The sequence below is a fragment of the Nitrosococcus wardiae genome, assembly GCF_004421105.1.
Classification (GTDB): Bacteria; Pseudomonadota; Gammaproteobacteria; order Nitrosococcales; family Nitrosococcaceae; genus Nitrosococcus; species Nitrosococcus wardiae.
Window position 1 is genome coordinate 2,218,309 of the sequence record NZ_CP038033.1, and the last position, 16,104, is coordinate 2,234,412.

Genomic DNA, 16,104 nt, shown 5'->3' on the forward strand with positions numbered 1-16,104 from the left:
CTACTGTCCCATAAACTTTCATGAAAACTGCACTGATGCCTGAAGAGATAGAACTTCCGGTTCTGGCGGATCGCCTCGCAGCAGTGCTTGAAGGTCGCGCCGCTCAAACAGATTGAGCTGGAGCAATCGAATCATCTGCTGAAGAGAGCAGTTTATTTTGCTGACGAACTTGAGATAAGCGAGCAACAAATAGGCACAAAGGGCGATCCAGAGTTGGGTCATGACCGCGTTTTTTGAGGTCCCCAAGAAACGCTTGATTTTTAGATTTTGTTTGATCCACTTAAAAAACAATTCGATCTGCCAGCGAGATTTATAGATTGCCGCGATAGTGCTGGCGGCAAGATGAAAGTGATTGGTGAGAAAGTAATACTGGATGTGGGTTTCGGTATCTTTGAATCCGATGCGGCGTAGAGCGATGGGGCAGTTTTGGGCCTTGGCGCCGGTCAGTTCGAGGGTCTGATCGCTCGTCAGGCCCTTGGATTTATCGACTTTACGGCGTTCGACCACGCGATAGCGGGCCTTTTTACGTTGGCGCGTGACAAAAAAGATGCCCTGGGTATGGAGTTGATGATACCAGGCATAATCGGTATAGCCCCGATCGAAGACCACGATACTGCCTTTGGGTAATGCCAAAGTACGGGCCACGGTGATATCATGGACTTTGCCGTCAGTGACGGTCATCAATGCAGGGAGCAGCCCGTCATGATCCAAGCCAAGGTGGAGTTTGACAGCGCCTTTAGTGGTGCGAAACCTGGCCCAAGAAAAGACGCTCAGACACAGATCGAGAGTAGAAGCGTCAAGTGAGTAGAGTTTGTTTTTGAACCGGAAACCGTGGCGGGGAGCGAGCCCTTGACAGCGGGAAAACAGTTTGGCGAATAACGCTTCGTACAGGGCATAGGGTTGTTTCTCATTGACCCGGGCCAGAGAGGAGCGGCTCACCGGCACGGCACCTAAAGGGTAGAGTTTTCTGGCCTGGGCAGACAGATTACTGACTACATCACGCAAACTCGTGCGTCCTGATAGCTGTGCCAGGGCCATGGAAACAAATTGTGACCAACGGGTCATCTTGCGTAGTTTCCGGCCCTCGTGGTGTCGATTTGCCAGCACCTCGAATTCATGTCTCGGAACTAGTTTGAGTCACTGAGAAAATACGGTATTATGATGCGCCAAGGCCTGAACTCCTTCTTGTTCTTCAATGACTTGTCGTGATTTCATTGTATCAAAACAAGTGGGTTTTCAGGCCTTTTTCGTTAATTCTTAGTGGGACAGTAGTGATACAAAGTGATCAAATTTTAACTAGTTCACCAACATTTAAGACATTATTTTCTGGGAGCTTGGTAGCCTTTGGTGCTGTTTATTTATCAGGCATGATTGCTGCTAAAATTGGAGGTCTTTGTGAGGATGCGATTGACTCCCATCAAGCAATATCAGGTCTGAGGATAAACCCTGCTGATGATAAGGCTCTACAAGAATTTTCTAAGGCTAATAGGAAAAACATTTGGGCTGCATCTGTCTCAGTAGTAGGCATGATCTTTGTAAATTTATTTTCAGTATACACTGCTAAATTAATCGGTATAGGATGATAGTAAATCCCGGCCTCAAGCCCTGTCCATTGCCACCCGTGGGCTTGCGGCAACACCCGGCCCATAAGCCACACTTTAACCACCATTCCTGCATCAGGCTAAATATCAGGTTTTTTAAGAATTAGGTAGCACGTCTCTACCTTCTGCTGCATTGATGAGGCGCGGAAAGGCAAGGGTAGCGGGTTTCCTGCCAGCTTGCTTACGCAGAGTCGTTAAAATACCTGCCTGAAGAAGCTGGCGAATAAGCGGATGGGCGCTGGGTTTTGGAATACCGGTGCGCTCTATAAAATCACTGGTACGAAAAATAGGTCGGTCAAATAGAGCATCTACAATTTGCGCGCTGTGTTGAGAATGGGTAATCTCCCGGATTTGGTGCTTCATCTCTTCATGTAAGGCCATAATTATACTAACCCGGTTATGGTTACCCCGGGCCTGGTGAATAATGGCGTTTAGAAAAAAGGCTATCCAGCCTGTCCAATCTCTTTCTGTGGAAATTGCTTTCAGCCGAGCGTAATATTCTTCACGATGGGCTTCCAGGTAGCTTGACAGGTAAAACATAGGCTCAGATAGGCGTTTCTTGCTGTAAAGGAATAAAGGAATCAATAGCCGTCCGATACGGCCATTACCATCTTTGAAGGGATGCAGCAATTCGAATTGCGCGTGGACGATAGCTGTCTGGGAAAGTGGATCAAAATCATTGAAATTTAAATATACTTCCAGTGCTTGGAGATGATCTAGCAACTGCAGCGGGCTAGGCGGTATGAAAGTCGCTTGCTCAATGGCACAGCCCGGTGGGCCTATCCAGTTTTGTTCTTTACGAAACTGGCCCGGCTCCTTACCTTGACCTCGTACACTATCCATTAGCAGGTGGTGTAATGTACGAATAAGTCCCAAGGTAACTTGACGTCCTTCGGCCAGCCATTCACGGGCGAGTACCATGGCCTTCCGGTAGTTAAGAATCTCCTGAATATCTTGTTCCTTTTGACCCTCATATTTTTGGCCGGCTTCATGTTCAAGGACTTCCTCCACTGTAGCTTGTGTACCTTCAATACGAGACGATAGCACCGCTTCTTGGTTGGTGAGAGGTGAGAGCATTACCGCAGGGTTAATCATGGCCTGCAGCAAGCCGTTGTAAGTGGCCAAGGCTGCGCTCGCTTCGCTTACTAAAGTGATTAGCTTGCCTTGATCTAGATTGGCTAAGGGTAAAGATTCTGGGTGATAAGGCTTCACTGAGTATCCTACTTGATGAGTTTTTTTCAATGTTTGTGAGTAGGATACAAGTTTGTGTATCTTATTTCTATAAACTAGATACACAAAAGGGGTTGAGTATCATAGGTGATACACAATAGAGCTTGTGTATGAAGCTTTCGTTTATCTAATACATAACCGTGCTATACGCAAGCCCCCAGAGAAGCACTGAACAAGACTGGCCCTTTACCTGTGCGGAGTCCGGGGTGTGCAGAGCTAGTGGAAAGGAGGGGGTTGTCAATAAGACAGAAATACTCTCCCGAGTTTTTATTCTTTCTTCCAATATTGACGCTTAACGTTAAACGCTATATAATTTAACGTTAAACGTTATATCATTACCTCCATGATCAAGAGCTTCCGCTGCCAAGAGACCCAACGTCTGTTTGAAACCGGCAAATCCCGCCGGTGGCAAAGCATTCGCAAGGTGGCAGAGCGCAAGCTCGTTCAATTGAACAATGCGCGGGAGCTACGGGACCTAGCCTCTCCGCCAGGCAACCAACTGGAGACATTGGAAGGCGACCGCGCTGGACAGCACAGTATCCGCATCAATAAGCAGTGGCGGGTGTGCTTTGTCTGGACGAGCGAGGGGCCGGAGGCCGTTGAAATTGTGGACTATCATTGAGGAGGTAAACCTATGTTTAAAAATGGGATGCGCCCAGTTCATCCTGGAGAAATCTTGCGCGAGGACTATCTTGTGCCGCTTGAGATGAGCGTTAACGCGTTAGCGAAAGCACTGCATGTGCCCACGCCACGCATTAATGAGATTGTGCGGGAGAGACGTGGGATTAGCGCGGATACCGCGTTGCGATTAGCCCGCTATTTTGACACCACCCCTCAATTCTGGCTGGGACTACAAGCCGAGTACGACCTGCGCGTTGCTGAAATAAAAGAAGCCAAACGTATTATCAGCGAAATCCAGCCCCGGCATGTTGCTTGATTAGGAAAGGGAGGGGGTTGTCAACTAAAGGATAGCTATAAGCGGCCGATAGCCTACTGGATTTAATCTTACTTTTGGCATAAGGCGTCGTTTAGGGCGTCTACTTCATGTTAGTGCTACAAAGGAGGTCCCATGACAACTTGGTACTCAAAGGATGTCGGTGATGGAGTGGCTGCCTTCGGGCCAAGCACTGCGATTCAAAGAGCATTCTTGAGGGTGGTTGATCAGGGTCGGTTTACGACAGATATGGCGGTCTTCTCGCGTTACGACCTGTTTCGAAATGTCGTCACTCTTTACTTCACGCCCTCAGCATCCGCACTGGCTGTCAAGTTTGGTGCCACTCCCAGTGAAAAGCCAATCCCGGATTCTCGTTTTGCTCGTCTTGTTGGGGACCAAAGGAGTAGGGAAATTCACTTCCCCAATTACGAGCCGAGCAGTAGGCAATGAAAGTAAGTAAAAGGTGAGGACCGCCGGTGCCATTCCATTGCGCGGGTAGAAAAAAAGCGGCGGCCCTCAAAAAGGAAAGGCTATTTAATTATATAAGGCAATAAACGCTGAATGTCTTATTTTTTTGAGAACTCGTTCACAGTTTGGTTGATTGCTCGACGCTATGTTGCCCCCCTATCACTTCCTTAGTAGCTTCTTACGCTCATTTATTCACTTCGTAGGGGTCCAAGAATACCCGTGCTGCTATATCCCCGACGCTGTTTGCAGGTTGGGGGTGCCTATAGGCTATAATTTTTGCTAAAAGCGAAATAGTTCTCATTTTTGAGCAAAGCGTCGTTTAGGCGTCTACCTTATGCTTAAGCGCCGCTCGTGGGCGCTTTTCTCTCGTCGCGACGTTTCACTGCTGCTGGAGCGGACACTGCGCTGTGCCTTGTGCTCGCGATGGGCTCATTTGGATTGCCCACTCTGCCTGGGGTGCCGCTCAGCTCTCGGGACGTTAGGAATATAAGAAGTGGATGTATTCAAGTGTTCAGTGAGGTTAAGCGATGGCAAGGTTGTGACCTGCGATGGAATAGCCTACGAAGGGAAGCTTTGGCTCGTTCCTTTGTGGCTTAGACATCCGAGAAACCTCGTTGTCCTACCCGAGCGAATAATCCGCTTTGATTCGTTCCCGCATCAGAAGACGGAAGGGGGTGATCTAGATTACCAAAGCATCCAACTCCCCATACCCAAGTCCGCCCTTCGGGGCGAGGTACCGGAAGGTATCGAATATATCGATCACCCACAAAACATTCAGGTTCCAGTTCACTTACTACGCCGTTAGTAGATAGGACATTTGCTCCTATGCACTCGTTTCCTGTGGCCACGCCAGGAAATTCTCAGGATCTATCCTGGGTTTTGCCGCTTGCAAGCCTGCCCCAGGCTAAATATCAAGCTCCAGAGAATCACTGAGCAAGACCCTGCCTAATATTGTTTGTAAACCTCTAGACGGCTTGTTGAAAAAGTTATTTAGCCTATTGATGTGTTACAGATAGAAGCTCATTATGCTCTTGGATAAGCCCAGGTAGTTATTCAGAACTGACGTTTATAGGAATTTACGGTGGGGGAGGTATTAGAAAGGGGAAGTCCTGATGATCTTCTAGCTGACAAAGCTTACCAAATTGACAGGGTGAGCCGGATAAGAGCAGGGGCTCACCCCGCTAAAATAAAAAACTGACTACAGAATATAATGCCTCTATTTTATGAAATGGGTACATTATTCATCAGTGGGACATGCTCCTATCTTGCGAGCCTCAATGCCCTCCGTGATAAGGCATACCACCTGAACCACCGCTGCCTTGTCTGAGGACAGCCGACGATGCGGACTTAAAATTCTCAGGAGTAAGGCCGCCACGAGCTAGGGCAATCTCAACAATGGAGGTTGATTTCGGACTAAGTTCGACTGTTGAGCTGCTGGCTTTCATAATGGCAGCCTTGACCTCTCCTTGGCCCGACTCAGCCACTTTTGTAGAACGGGGATAAATCGCTGAAAGAATAACCGGGTAAGCCGCCCCCGCAGGCAATTCTATCCTGTAGCGTGGACCGTTGTTGACCTCTGCAGTGGCGATGACTTCGCCGTTACGATCCGTCGCCGTTAGCTTGGCCTCCTTTATCGGCCCGTCTTCTCCGGTCATCGATCCCGAGATCGACACTGGAACAGCAGGCTTGCTTGCTGATTTCTCAGCTTCACTGCAAGCCGTACCCACAACGAGTACCGCGAAGACCGCAGCCGTCATACGCAACCGCGCCATAGAACAATAAACCAACTCTTTCATGGGTTTTAACTCGTATCTATGAGAATAAAAGCATATAGCCAATCCAATTGGCTTCGGCGCCCACCCCATTTCGTCAGGCTTTTCTATCCTTTACGATGACACATAGCTGTCTCGGTGGCACAATTTAAGCAGTTTCCAATCCCCTTAGCAAGGCACAATCCATTAAAAAGCCAGCTATACACATCCGGGACCTTCGTCTGCGGAGAACTGCGATGGTACTGACTGGGAAACGCCTTATCGCGGCGGCGCTGATCTTCTCGCTAGCGACCAGCACAGCGGCTGCGGACAGGTTTATTGTAGTGGCCTCTGCCACCTCCACCGAGGATTCGGGACTGTTCAAGGAAATCCTTCCCAAGTTCAAGCAGAAGACCGGCATCACTGTGCGGGTGGTGGCCCAAGGGACGGGACAGGCTCTGGACACCGGCCGGCGCTGTGACGCCGATGTGGTATTTGTCCACGATCCGGCTTCGGAAGAGAAATTCGTTGCCGAAGGCCATGGCCTCAAACGCCACAGGGTAATGTACAATGATTTCGTCTTGGTGGGGCCGAAATCCGATCCGGCCGGTGTTGCCGACGGCAAGAACATCACCGCAGCATTGAAAAAGATCGCCAAGGCTAAGGCAGCGTTTGCCTCCCGCGGTGACAACAGCGGCACCCACAAAGCGGAGCGGCGCCTGTGGCAGGCGGCCAAAGTGGACCTAGAAAACGCCCAGGGTCCCTGGTACCGGGAGATGGGCTCCGGAATGGGCGCGACACTCAACACCGCAGCACAGATGAATGCCTATGTCCTCACCGATCGGGGAACTTGGCTTTCGTTCAAAAACCCTGCGGATTTGACCATTCTGGTCGAGGGCGATGAGCGCCTATTCAATCCCTACAGCGTCATCCTGGTGAACCCAACGAAATGCCCCAACGTGAAAAAGGACCTGGGGCAGGCGTTCATCGACTGGCTGGTATCGCCCCAGGGCCAGAAGGCCATCGGCGCGTACCAGATCGGCGGTAAGCAACTTTTCTTTCCTAACGCGAAAAGCTGAGTAACCTATTCAAGCAAAGAAGGTTCCATGACGAGTCTCCAGAGGAATACTGAAGAAACGCACCCTCGCCGACAGGCCAAAAAAAAAGACGGCAAGGGAGACCTCCCCTGACCGCCAGAGGGCATCGGCACTGACTTGTGCCGGAAGAAGGGAACCCACCACTCTCCCTAAGAGGCACGGTCTTTTGTCGGGGGGAACTCTTGAAGCCTTTCTCTCTGAGAAAGCATAAGGTTAATGAGCTCGGCGCAATTTCTGGCCTGGAGTTTTTTCATCACCTGCGCCCGATGGATTTCCACGGTTTTGGAACTAATGTTCCACTCAAAGGCCATCTGCTTGTTCAGTTTGCCCGCTATCATCCCTTCCATGACTTCCCATTCACGCCGGGTTAACTGGGCCAGCCGAGCGGCGATTTCCGCCTTTTTCTTTTGTTCGATTTGGCTTTGCAGAGCTTGGGCGAGACAGGTTTTTAGACGCGTTTTGACCAATCCCGCACACTTCAAGGGCTGGATAATAAAATCCGTGGCCCCCGCCTGCATGGCCTGGACGCCCTCGGGCACCGTCGCCTCTGCCGAGACGAAGAGCAGCGGAAGCCGACTGCTCTGGTGCTGCAGCTGTTGCTGCAGTCTTAAGCCGCCCATGTGGGGAACGTGCATATCGAGCAGCAGGCAACCGGAGAGGGTGGGATCAAAGTCCGCTAAAAACCCTTCAGCGGTGGTATAGACGGAACAGGGGGCGCCCGTGGATTCACTGATTTGGCGTAGCGCCTGGCGCATCCCGCTATCGCCACTCACAATCAAGAGGGTGGCTGCTGGGCTCACAGATTCTGGGGTATCGCCAAAGCTCCGCCGGTACTGGGTGAGATCAGTGATGGGTTTTGGATGGGAGTGACTCATGCCACACCTCCGGGACAAGGATAAGGTTTACTCAAGGGATTTAAAGCCGCTTCTTGAGCCGGAGCGGAGGTGAGCGTGCGCGGTAGTGAACAGGGCAATGACAGGCGCCGCTCTGGCTGGGGAGCGTGTGGGAGAGGCTGTTTACGGCATGCCTCTCTAATGACATCGTGGCCTTCCTTAAGCGCGAAAGCATTTGGCCGCCTGTACTTAACAGGAGTTTGGCAACTTTTAGTAAAGTTAGAATGAGAATCTAAATGAAGTTCAAAATTCCTGTATAAGTGTTTCTACGTACTTTTTGTCGTTTTCCTAGCTTCTTACGTTCATCAGGATGAATGCCATTGAATGCGTCCTGGGACGACCGAAAGAGGCCTTTAATGCATTTATTTGAAGACGGAGCTTTCAGGCGTTAACCCTGGGAAGCCACTCACCCTCTCATTCGGGCCGGAGAGGATACGCTGCCTTTCTCGATAGCACCCCCTGTGAACCCTATTGCCGTTCCGCAATAGGGGTAATTCGCTATACCCTTTCCCCTTGTGATGTGGGGAGAAAATTCTACCCTTTGATTAGAAAGAAGACATGCTTGGCGTGACTTTTGTCGATGAAAAACTGAAAGGAGGAACTTCAGGATGGTTGCGAAATACAAGATGATGTGTCATTCCCTCTTGCTTGGCGGGGTCTTATCGCTGGTTTTAACCCCAGCCTTTGCGGGAAACCCCTCTGGCAGTGAAGAAGGAGGGGCCGCAGGGAAGGAGAAGATGCATAAGGAGATGCACAAAAAGGAGTTCCAAAAGCTCGATAAAAATAGCGATGGCATCATCGGCAAGGATGAAGTTGAAGAGGCCATGAAGAAGAAATTTAAGCGCATGGACACGAATAATGACGGCTTTATAGCCCAGGAGGAGTGGCAGTCCGCTATTAGGGAATATGAAAAGGAACATAAAGAGGAACATAAAGAGCAGCTGAAAGAGCACCACCGCGGAGCACAGGAAGGCAGCGAAGGACACCAGAGAGAAGGAATGTAGCCGGCGAGAGGGAAGGGAGTGCCTGTGAAAAAACTTCCTTAAAGCTGATAGGTACCCTCTTCTTTACCTCCGATTGCAGGGAGCAGTAGATGAACCGTGTAGTCCAATCGCTGTCTTTAGAGCGCCAGGGGAAAGGGGGGGATGTCAACTCAAGAATTGGGATTGGCAGAGGAAAGGGTTAGCCTTTTCAGCGTGACTAAATCGTGACTTCGTTTGTCACGGCGTGACTAAAAATCGCCTATTTTGTCACGTTTAGAGGTGGGCATGGCGGTTAAGTGTCTGATTTTAATTGATATAAATTTTAGGACACCGCACTTAGGGCGGTGGTCCAACTTCCAAGTTTCCGGCCACCGAGGATATAGTCGGACAAATCCCGGGTCCGAACGTAGGCCAGCAGGCCAAGCAATAGCATAGCGAGTAGGTAAACCACAAAAGTTGCTGTGAGAGTATTTTGAGCAGAAGACATATTTATTTTTTCTAGTGAATAAGGAACGATGGAGTTGGAAGCATTTCAATAAAGCCGACGACGGAATAGCCAGGCAGCAAGAAACAAAGCGGTGAGGGCGATGAGGGCCATCGGCCAGATTTGAGCAAAAACAAATTCAGCAGGGGTATCCTTGAGGAAAATACCTCGGGAAATCGCTAGAAAATAACGCATGGGGTTGAGATAAGTTAACGTTTGAATCCATTCGGGCATGTTGGCAATGGGGGTAGCAAAGCCCGAGAGGATCACGGTAGGGACAATGAAAAAAAAAGCCCCCAGTAGCGCTTGCTGCTGAGTTCTTGCTAGGGAGGAGATCATCAATCCGATCCCAATACTGGAAAGCAGAAAAAAGAAAAGGCCCAGGTACAGCAGTAGCAGATTTCCAATGAGGGGGACCCCATACCAATAGACTGATACGAGAAGGATAAGAACGCTTTCTGCCAGGCCGATAACCAGAGCGGGTACGGTCTTGCCGATCACGATCTCGAGGGGGTGCAAGGGGGTTACCAGAAGCTGCTGGAAAGTTCCTACTTCTTTTTCCCGAGCTACGGCGAAACCGGTAATGGAGAGGGTGGCCACCAAGGTGATAATAGCGAGAAAACCCGGCAGTACAGACCAAAGGCTTAAAAGGTTCGGGTTGAACCAGGCCCGTTCCACCAGATGGGACGGTAAAGGCTGGATAGCCCGTTCCCGATTAAAGTCAGCAATAATTTGGCCAGCGTAATCCAGGAGAATTAAAGCTGTGTTGGAGTTGCGCCCATCCACAATCAACTGTACCGGGGCAGAACGCCTTTGTTTCAAATGCTGGGAAAAGTTTTCGCCAATATGAAGCACAAGATCCACATCACCGGTATTAACGAGTTGAGTGATTTCGGCATCATGGGTTAAAGTTTCCACCAGCTTAAAACCCTGTCCCGCAGTAAAGCGTGCTGCCAGATCCCGTCCCAAAATGCCGCTGTCTTTATTCAGGACGCCAAGTCGGATATAGGTCACATCCAGGGTGGTGGCATAAGGGAAAACCATCAACTGGAAAAAGGGCAAAGCCATAATCACCGCACGACTTCTTTTATCCTTTAGAGTCGCTAAAAATTCTTTTATTATCAGCGCCCTAATACGGCCCCACATGATGACTTTACTCCAAACGCTTATGGGTGAGTACCCGGCTGAGGGTAAGTAAAACACTGGCCATTAAAAAGAGGGCGGCCGCGTTAGGGAGAATAATGTCCCAGACGTTACCTACTAGAAACAAGGTCTTCAGAATCTCAATGAAATAACGGGCGGCAATGAGATAGGAAATTGCCTGAATCCATGCGGGTGTGCTGGCCAAATTGAAAATAAACCCCGAGAGCAAAAAAGCCGGTAGAAAAGTGACCATGATCGCAATCTGACCGGCCACAAACTGGTCCTTAGCCAGGGTCGAAATGAGTAGTCCCATCCCTAAGGTCGCGAACATAAAAAGGGCAGCCGTGAAAAAAAGTACCCAGAGGGAGCCGTGAAAGGGGACCTCGAACAATCCTACCCCTATGGCAAGAGAAAGGGCCATGCCTCCCATCCCTAGGAAAAAGGTGGGAATCAGCTTACCTAGGAGCAGTTCATCGGCAGTCGCCGGGGTCACCATAAGGGCTTCGATAGTGCCCCGATCGTATTCTCGGGCCACTAACAAGGAAGTGAGTAGAGCCCCCGTGAGGGTCATAATAATAGCAATCAAGCCGGGGACCAGAAAGTTCTGACTGCGGACCTCTGGATTAAACCAGATTCGGAACTCCTGGTTAACGGGTTGCTGGAAAGTGAGTCCTTGATTGCGGGCATGGAGTTCTAGCCAGTCACGCCAGACTCGGCGCACATAACCGAGGATTTGGCGGCCAGTATTGGCATCAGTGCCATCCACAATGACTTGGATGGGCGCCCCTTCCTTTTTATGGATCTGTTCTGCAAAGTTTTCCCGGAGTACTACTATTCCTTGCACTTTTCCTGCGAGTAGGGCCTTCTCGGCGATCCGGCGCTGAGGCAGGAGACGCGGCTCAAAGTACTCTGAGCCCATAAAAGAAGCGGTAAAGCTGGCGGTTGCCTCAGTGGGCTGTTCTACCACCAGGGCGACCTGGACATGTTTGGCATCTAGGGAGACACCATAGCCAAAGAGAAATAACAGGATTGTGGGGAGAACAAAGGCAATGCCGATGCTACTTGGATCGCGCAGAATTTGCCGGCTTTCCTTGACGACGAGTCCCTGCAACCGTTTTAAACTGAGATAGGGAGAAGGTCTCGAAGGCAGGGGGGATTGTTTGGGCATAGAGTTAGCCTTGTTGCCGTTCTTCAATCAAGTGGATAAAAGTCTCCTCAATGCTGGGTTCGGGGTGCTCTGGAGTTTGATATTCTTGCTTCAGTTCATCGGGGGAGCCCAGGGCAATTAATTGTCCTTCGTAGATGATAGCGAGCCGGTTACAGTATTCTGCTTCCTCCATAAAATGAGTGGTCACTAGAATGGTGACTCCCCGCTCGGCCATTTCATTGATCCGAAGCCAGAATTCACGCCGGGTAAGGGGATCCACCCCGGAAGTGGGTTCATCCAGAAACAGGATCTCCGGCTCATGCATAATGGCACAGGCTAGAGAAAGCCGCTGTTTATAGCCCAGAGGCAGTGAACCGCTGGTCTGGTCGGCAAATGCATCAAGGCCGAGTGCCTCAGAGAAAGTTTTTATTTGTTGCTGGAGGCGCCGGCCCTTAAGCCCATACACCCCGCTAAAAAAGCGCAGATTTTGATTTACCGTCAGGGCTGAATAAAGGGAGAAATGCTGGGCCATGTAACCGATGCGGCTGCGTGCCACTGCGGCGGCACGGCGCAAGTCAATGCCGGCCACGAGAGCCCCCCCTTCAGTGGGGGGTAAAAGGCCAGAGAGCACTTTAAAAATAGTAGATTTGCCGGCCCCATTGGGGCCAAGTAGGCCGAAGATCTCACCTCGTTGAACGGAAAAGCTCACCCTATCGACGGCGGTGAAAGAGCCAAAGCGGCGAGTGAGGGCCTTCGCCTGGATAGGCGCTTGTTCAGTTTTTTGGGTGATATAGTGTGCGGCCAACTCAATTTTGCTTTCCATAAGACCTTTTTTCCGTTGAGGCTGGAGGGCGGCCACATAGGCATCTTCCAAGCGTGGTTTGACGGCCTTAATCTCCGCTTTCTGGTGTTCTCCTTTTTTCCCAATGAGATCTTCCAAACGGGGTTTCTCCTTGCCTTCAGTAGTTACAAGGCGTAATCTTTGGCCGCGCAATACCGCATCAACAATATTGCTTTGTGCTAGCGCCTGGCGTTGGAGTGAGCGTAGATTCGCCTGGGGGGCAGACAAGATAAAAATTCGGCCTTGCATTGGTGTGATGAAATCTTGGGGCGTTCCTTCGTAGATTTTTCGGCCGTAGTCGAGGGCTAAGATCCCATCACTGCGTTCTGCTTCATCCAAATAGGCGGTGCTCCATAGAACGGTCATGCCCTGCTTGACCAGGGTGCGGACAATCTCCCAGAGTTCCCGGCGTGAGAGGGGATCAACACCTACACTGGGTTCATCAAGCAAGAGTAAGCGGGGCGGCCGAATCAAAGTACTGGCAAGTCCCAGCTTTTGTTTCATACCCCCGGAAAGCTTGCCGGCGGGTCGGGTTTGGAAGGGTTCTAGGCCAGTAAAGCGCAATAGTTCCTTAAATCGTTGTCCCCGTTCCACACCGCCTAGGCCCTGTAAGTCAGCGTAAAAGTTGAGATTTTCCCGCACCGTAAGTTCTTCATAGAGGCCAAAACTCTGGGGCATGTAGCCAATCTGTTGGCGAAGTTCGGCCATTGAGTGGGCGGTATTTTGGCCTAGCACCTGCAGGGTTCCTCGGGAAGGCAGTAGTAGCCCCGCCATTAATCGCATGAGGGTGGTTTTGCCCGCCCCATCAGGTCCTACCAGAGTGGTTATCTGAGCTTCTGGGAGGCTCGCACTCAAATCGGCGATTGCCGTCGAAGGGCCGGTGGTCGCGGTGAAGGTCTTGGTGACCTCCTTGATTTCGACCACTGAGTTTGCCATTCCCTAGGGGTTGCCCTCTAGATGGTTTTGCAAAGGAATGATCAGGGTAACTGGCATCCCTTGGTGTAGCCCATAGTCCGGGTTGGCAATAATGACCCGAATGCGATAGACAAGGCTGGTCCGCACCTCCGGGGTCTGAACGGTTTTCGGAGTAAATTCGGCGGTGGGTGAAATAAAGCCAATTTGGCCCTGGTAAGGTTGCTCAGGGCGGCTATCGGTGAAGACTTCCACCGGCATGCCGGGGTAAATTCGTCCCAAATTAGGCTCTGAGATATAAGCCCGTACCCATACAGGGTTTTTAAGGGCAAGGGTATAGACCGGTTCACCTGCAGTCACAATGGCCCCAGGCTCTAGAATTCGAACCCGGATAGTTCCCGCTGCAGGCGCATAAATTTCGGTGTCCTGCAAGTCTTCCTGGGCTAGGGCCAGTTCTGCCTTAAGGGCCTGTGCCTCCGCATGGGCGGCTTCAATATCTTCTTGGCGCGGCCCTTCAATAGCCAATTGTAATACTTGACGGGCGGCTTCGAGATTAGCCGCGGCCCGGTCACGGGCCTCACGAGCATCATCGACAGTTTCCTCGGAAACAGCCTCAGTATGGGCTAACGTTAAGCGACGTTCATAGATTCTCTGGGCATTTCTAAACGCAATCTCGGCAGCTTCTTTTTCGGCTCGGGCCTTTTTGATTTCTTCTGGCCGGCTTCCCGTTTCCAGTTCTTTAACTACCGCCCGTTGCTTTTCAAGCTTGGCACGGGCCGCAGCCACCCTATCGATGAAGCGATCCTGTTCAAGGACGGCGAGCCGTTGTCCTTGGGTGACTTCATCTCCTTCTTCTACTAACATTTGTTCAACCCGACCAAAGACGTTAAAGCCCAGGTTGACTTCCCGGATATCGATATTGCCGTAGAGCACCAATCGTTTTTGGGGTTGTCGCTCCTGTTGCCATAGGTAATAGCCACCAGCGCCCAGGGCGATCAACACTCCCATTAGGCTGAGAGCGAGTCTGAGCGTGTTTACTCTCGCCATTTTTAGCGTCAATTATTCTGAGTTAAATCAGTCTATTAATACTAACACTAAAATTAAAGTTGATATTGTCATTAGGGTAAATACCCGTTTCTTAATCTCTGTGATTTTCGAGAGAGGCGGCGATGTGGCACTAGGGAACAAGTAGTTTAGAAGGGCGCATGAAAGCGAGGGGAAACCAGCAGGAGACACCCTCATAAGAAGGGATGCCTAAAAGTTAATACCTTTTCGGTCTCTAGCGAGAGGTTCAAAAAACTGGAAAGTAGGTGGGCTCCGGAGGTATGGGGCGAAGTTAATTGCGAAAACGTCCTAATACCAGGCAAGCATTGGTGCCGCCAAAGCCAAAGCTGTTGGACATTGTGGTCTCAAGCTGCACCCCATCAATGCGTTCTCTGGCAATGGGGAATTCCTGCGCCCCCGGATCAATCTCATCGAGATTGGCCGAGGCGGCAATAAAGCCATGCTCCATCATCAGTAGCGAATAGATCACCTCATTGACTCCGGCGGCGCCGAGGGCGTGCCCGGTTAAGGATTTGGTCGAGCTGATGGTTGGGATACCCCCTTCCCGATCCGCGAAAACTTCTTGGATAGCCTCTAGCTCTTTAATATCGCCTGCAGGCGTGCTGGTTCCATGGGCGTTGATGTAATCCACAGGGCCATCAATGGTGGCTAGCGCCTGCTGCATACAGCGCACGGCCCCTTCACCAGAGGGGGCGACCATGTCGTAACCGTCAGAGGTGGCACCGTAGCCTATCACTTCGGCATAAATTTTTGCTCCCCGGGCTTGGGCGTGCTCTAAGTCTTCAAGCACGACTACACCGCCGCCACCAGCGATGACGAAACCGTCACGATGGATATCGTAGGGGCGAGAGGCTTGGTGAGGAGTCTGATTGAATTTTGAAGACAAGGCCCCCATGGCATCAAACAACATGGTCAGGGTCCAGTGGAGTTCCTCGCCGCCGCCGGCAAAAATAATGTCCTGTTTGCCAAGCTGAATTTGTTCCACCCCGTTGCCGATGCAGTGGGCACTAGTAGAGCAAGCGGAGCTGATGGAATAATTGATGCCTTTGATTTTGAAAGGAGTTGCCAGGCAAGCAGAATTAGTGCTGCACATGGTTCTCGGGACCATATAAGGCCCTACTCGGCGAACTCCTTTTTCCCGCAGAGTATCCGCCGCCAACACCAGATTCTTGGTGGAAGGGCCGCCCGAGCCCATGATGAGGCCCGTACGGGGGTGGGAGACTAGATTTGAAGCGAGTTCGGCGTCAGCGATAGCCTGTTCCATGGCAAGATAATTATAGGCCGCACCGTCCCCCATAAAGCGGCGAACTTTGCGGTCGATGAGGGCTTCAATATCGATGTCCACAGAGCCATGAATCTGGCTGCGCAAACCTAGATCCGCATACTCTTGGTGGAACTCGATCCCTGAACGGCCGGCTTTTAAGGCTTCAACTACTTCTGCTTTGTTGTTGCCAATACTGGAAACAATACCCAGCCCCGTGATAACAACGCGTCTAAGCTCTCTTCCCATTTTATTCCTAAATCTTTCCGGGCCCATTCCTTAAAGCAAGGGTGT

15 protein-coding genes and 2 pseudogenes are annotated in these 16,104 nt (G+C 50.9%); 6 read left to right on the forward strand and 11 right to left on the reverse strand.

Features of this window, described 5'->3' with window-relative positions; genetic code table 11:
• Positions 1-18: 18 nt before the first annotated feature.
• Positions 19-1,170 (reverse strand): annotated as a pseudogene (locus tag E3U44_RS10810) (IS4 family transposase).
• Positions 1,171-1,271: 101 nt separating this feature from the next.
• On the opposite strand from E3U44_RS10810, the gene E3U44_RS10815 reads away from it, so the two are divergent.
• Positions 1,272-1,583 (forward strand): hypothetical protein, encoded by a 312-nt coding sequence (locus E3U44_RS10815; protein WP_134358185.1) that lies wholly within the window; start codon positions 1,272-1,274, stop codon positions 1,581-1,583.
• 114 nt (positions 1,584-1,697) lie between these two features.
• Here the strand turns inward: E3U44_RS10815 and E3U44_RS10820 are convergent, their stop codons facing one another.
• Positions 1,698-2,813 carry a Fic family protein gene (locus tag E3U44_RS10820; protein ID WP_134358187.1) on the reverse strand — a complete coding sequence of 372 codons (1,116 nt, stop codon included), beginning with the start codon at positions 2,811-2,813 and terminating at the stop codon, positions 1,698-1,700.
• A gap of 361 nt (positions 2,814-3,174) precedes the next feature.
• Here E3U44_RS10820 and E3U44_RS10825 point away from each other — a divergent pair, with 361 nt between their 5' ends.
• The 3 genes from E3U44_RS10825 (at position 3,175) to E3U44_RS10835 (ending at position 5,038) form a co-directional block, all read left to right on the forward strand.
• The gene (locus E3U44_RS10825) at positions 3,175-3,453 is read left to right on the forward strand and encodes a type II toxin-antitoxin system RelE/ParE family toxin (RefSeq protein WP_134358189.1); all 279 of its coding nucleotides are present in this window, start codon (positions 3,175-3,177) and stop codon (positions 3,451-3,453) included.
• Between the two features lie 12 nt (positions 3,454-3,465).
• Positions 3,466-3,768 (forward strand): HigA family addiction module antitoxin, encoded by a 303-nt coding sequence (locus E3U44_RS10830; protein WP_134358191.1) that lies wholly within the window; start codon positions 3,466-3,468, stop codon positions 3,766-3,768.
• A 958-nt stretch (positions 3,769-4,726) separates the two neighbouring features.
• Positions 4,727-5,038 carry a hypothetical protein gene (locus tag E3U44_RS10835; RefSeq protein WP_134358192.1) on the forward strand — a complete coding sequence of 104 codons (312 nt, stop codon included), beginning with the start codon at positions 4,727-4,729 and terminating at the stop codon, positions 5,036-5,038.
• A gap of 469 nt (positions 5,039-5,507) precedes the next feature.
• Here the strand turns inward: E3U44_RS10835 and E3U44_RS10840 are convergent, their stop codons facing one another.
• A complete protein-coding gene (locus tag E3U44_RS10840; RefSeq protein ID WP_134358194.1) occupies positions 5,508-6,029 on the reverse strand; it encodes a hypothetical protein in 522 nt (173 codons plus the stop codon).
• Positions 6,030-6,241: 212 nt separating this feature from the next.
• Here E3U44_RS10840 and E3U44_RS10845 point away from each other — a divergent pair, with 212 nt between their 5' ends.
• Positions 6,242-7,063: an ABC transporter substrate-binding protein gene (locus E3U44_RS10845; protein ID WP_134358196.1), complete on the forward strand. Its 822-nt coding sequence runs from the start codon at positions 6,242-6,244 to the stop codon at positions 7,061-7,063.
• Between the two features lie 9 nt (positions 7,064-7,072).
• Here E3U44_RS10845 and E3U44_RS19315 read toward each other — a convergent pair whose 3' ends face one another.
• Both E3U44_RS19315 and E3U44_RS10850 read right to left on the reverse strand, forming a co-directional pair.
• Positions 7,073-7,222, reverse strand: coding sequence for a hypothetical protein (locus E3U44_RS19315; protein WP_166805059.1), 150 nt, complete (start codon positions 7,220-7,222; stop codon positions 7,073-7,075).
• A gap of 8 nt (positions 7,223-7,230) precedes the next feature.
• Complete coding sequence (locus tag E3U44_RS10850; RefSeq protein WP_134358198.1) at positions 7,231-7,956, reverse strand: response regulator transcription factor; 726 nt, start codon at positions 7,954-7,956, stop codon at positions 7,231-7,233.
• A 626-nt stretch (positions 7,957-8,582) separates the two neighbouring features.
• Between E3U44_RS10850 and E3U44_RS10855 the strand changes: the two genes are divergently transcribed.
• Positions 8,583-8,978 carry an EF-hand domain-containing protein gene (locus E3U44_RS10855; protein ID WP_134358199.1) on the forward strand — a complete coding sequence of 132 codons (396 nt, stop codon included), beginning with the start codon at positions 8,583-8,585 and terminating at the stop codon, positions 8,976-8,978.
• A gap of 310 nt (positions 8,979-9,288) precedes the next feature.
• Here E3U44_RS10855 and E3U44_RS10860 read toward each other — a convergent pair.
• From E3U44_RS10860 to fabB, 6 genes and pseudogenes are all read right to left on the reverse strand, one after another.
• Positions 9,289-9,444: pseudogene (locus E3U44_RS10860) on the reverse strand (sodium:proline symporter); the annotation flags it as partial.
• Positions 9,445-9,489: 45 nt separating this feature from the next.
• Complete coding sequence (locus E3U44_RS10865; RefSeq protein WP_134358200.1) at positions 9,490-10,587, reverse strand: ABC transporter permease; 1,098 nt, start codon at positions 10,585-10,587, stop codon at positions 9,490-9,492.
• A gap of 7 nt (positions 10,588-10,594) precedes the next feature.
• A complete protein-coding gene (locus E3U44_RS10870; RefSeq protein WP_134358202.1) occupies positions 10,595-11,752 on the reverse strand; it encodes an ABC transporter permease in 1,158 nt (385 codons plus the stop codon).
• Between the two features lie 4 nt (positions 11,753-11,756).
• The gene (locus E3U44_RS10875) at positions 11,757-13,508 is read right to left on the reverse strand and encodes an ATP-binding cassette domain-containing protein (protein WP_134358204.1); all 1,752 of its coding nucleotides are present in this window, start codon (positions 13,506-13,508) and stop codon (positions 11,757-11,759) included.
• A 3-nt stretch (positions 13,509-13,511) separates the two neighbouring features.
• On the reverse strand, positions 13,512-14,531 hold the full coding sequence (hlyD, locus tag E3U44_RS10880) for a secretion protein HlyD (RefSeq protein ID WP_134358206.1): 1,020 nt from the start codon (positions 14,529-14,531) through the stop codon (positions 13,512-13,514).
• Positions 14,532-14,820: 289 nt separating this feature from the next.
• Positions 14,821-16,059: a beta-ketoacyl-ACP synthase I gene (fabB, locus tag E3U44_RS10885; protein WP_134358208.1), complete on the reverse strand. Its 1,239-nt coding sequence runs from the start codon at positions 16,057-16,059 to the stop codon at positions 14,821-14,823.
• Between the last annotated feature and the right edge of the window lie 45 nt (positions 16,060-16,104).

Excerpts from the sequence above, each read along its gene's own strand:
- E3U44_RS10825 (WP_134358189.1), top strand. The coding sequence starts at position 3,175 with ATGATCAAGAGCTTCCGCTGCCAAGAGACCCAACGTCTGTTTGAAACC.
- E3U44_RS10830 (WP_134358191.1), top strand. The coding sequence starts at position 3,466 with ATGTTTAAAAATGGGATGCGCCCAGTTCATCCTGGAGAAATCTTGCGC.
- E3U44_RS10840 (WP_134358194.1), bottom strand. The coding sequence starts at position 6,029 with ATGAAAGAGTTGGTTTATTGTTCTATGGCGCGGTTGCGTATGACGGCT.
- E3U44_RS10845 (WP_134358196.1), top strand. The coding sequence starts at position 6,242 with ATGGTACTGACTGGGAAACGCCTTATCGCGGCGGCGCTGATCTTCTCG.
- E3U44_RS10850 (WP_134358198.1), bottom strand. The coding sequence starts at position 7,956 with ATGAGTCACTCCCATCCAAAACCCATCACTGATCTCACCCAGTACCGG.
- E3U44_RS10855 (WP_134358199.1), top strand. The coding sequence starts at position 8,583 with ATGGTTGCGAAATACAAGATGATGTGTCATTCCCTCTTGCTTGGCGGG.
- E3U44_RS10865 (WP_134358200.1), bottom strand. The coding sequence starts at position 10,587 with ATGTGGGGCCGTATTAGGGCGCTGATAATAAAAGAATTTTTAGCGACT.
- E3U44_RS10870 (WP_134358202.1), bottom strand. The coding sequence starts at position 11,752 with ATGCCCAAACAATCCCCCCTGCCTTCGAGACCTTCTCCCTATCTCAGT.
- E3U44_RS10875 (WP_134358204.1), bottom strand. The coding sequence starts at position 13,508 with ATGGCAAACTCAGTGGTCGAAATCAAGGAGGTCACCAAGACCTTCACC.
- hlyD (WP_134358206.1), bottom strand. The coding sequence starts at position 14,531 with ATGGCGAGAGTAAACACGCTCAGACTCGCTCTCAGCCTAATGGGAGTG.
- fabB (WP_134358208.1), bottom strand. The coding sequence starts at position 16,059 with ATGGGAAGAGAGCTTAGACGCGTTGTTATCACGGGGCTGGGTATTGTT.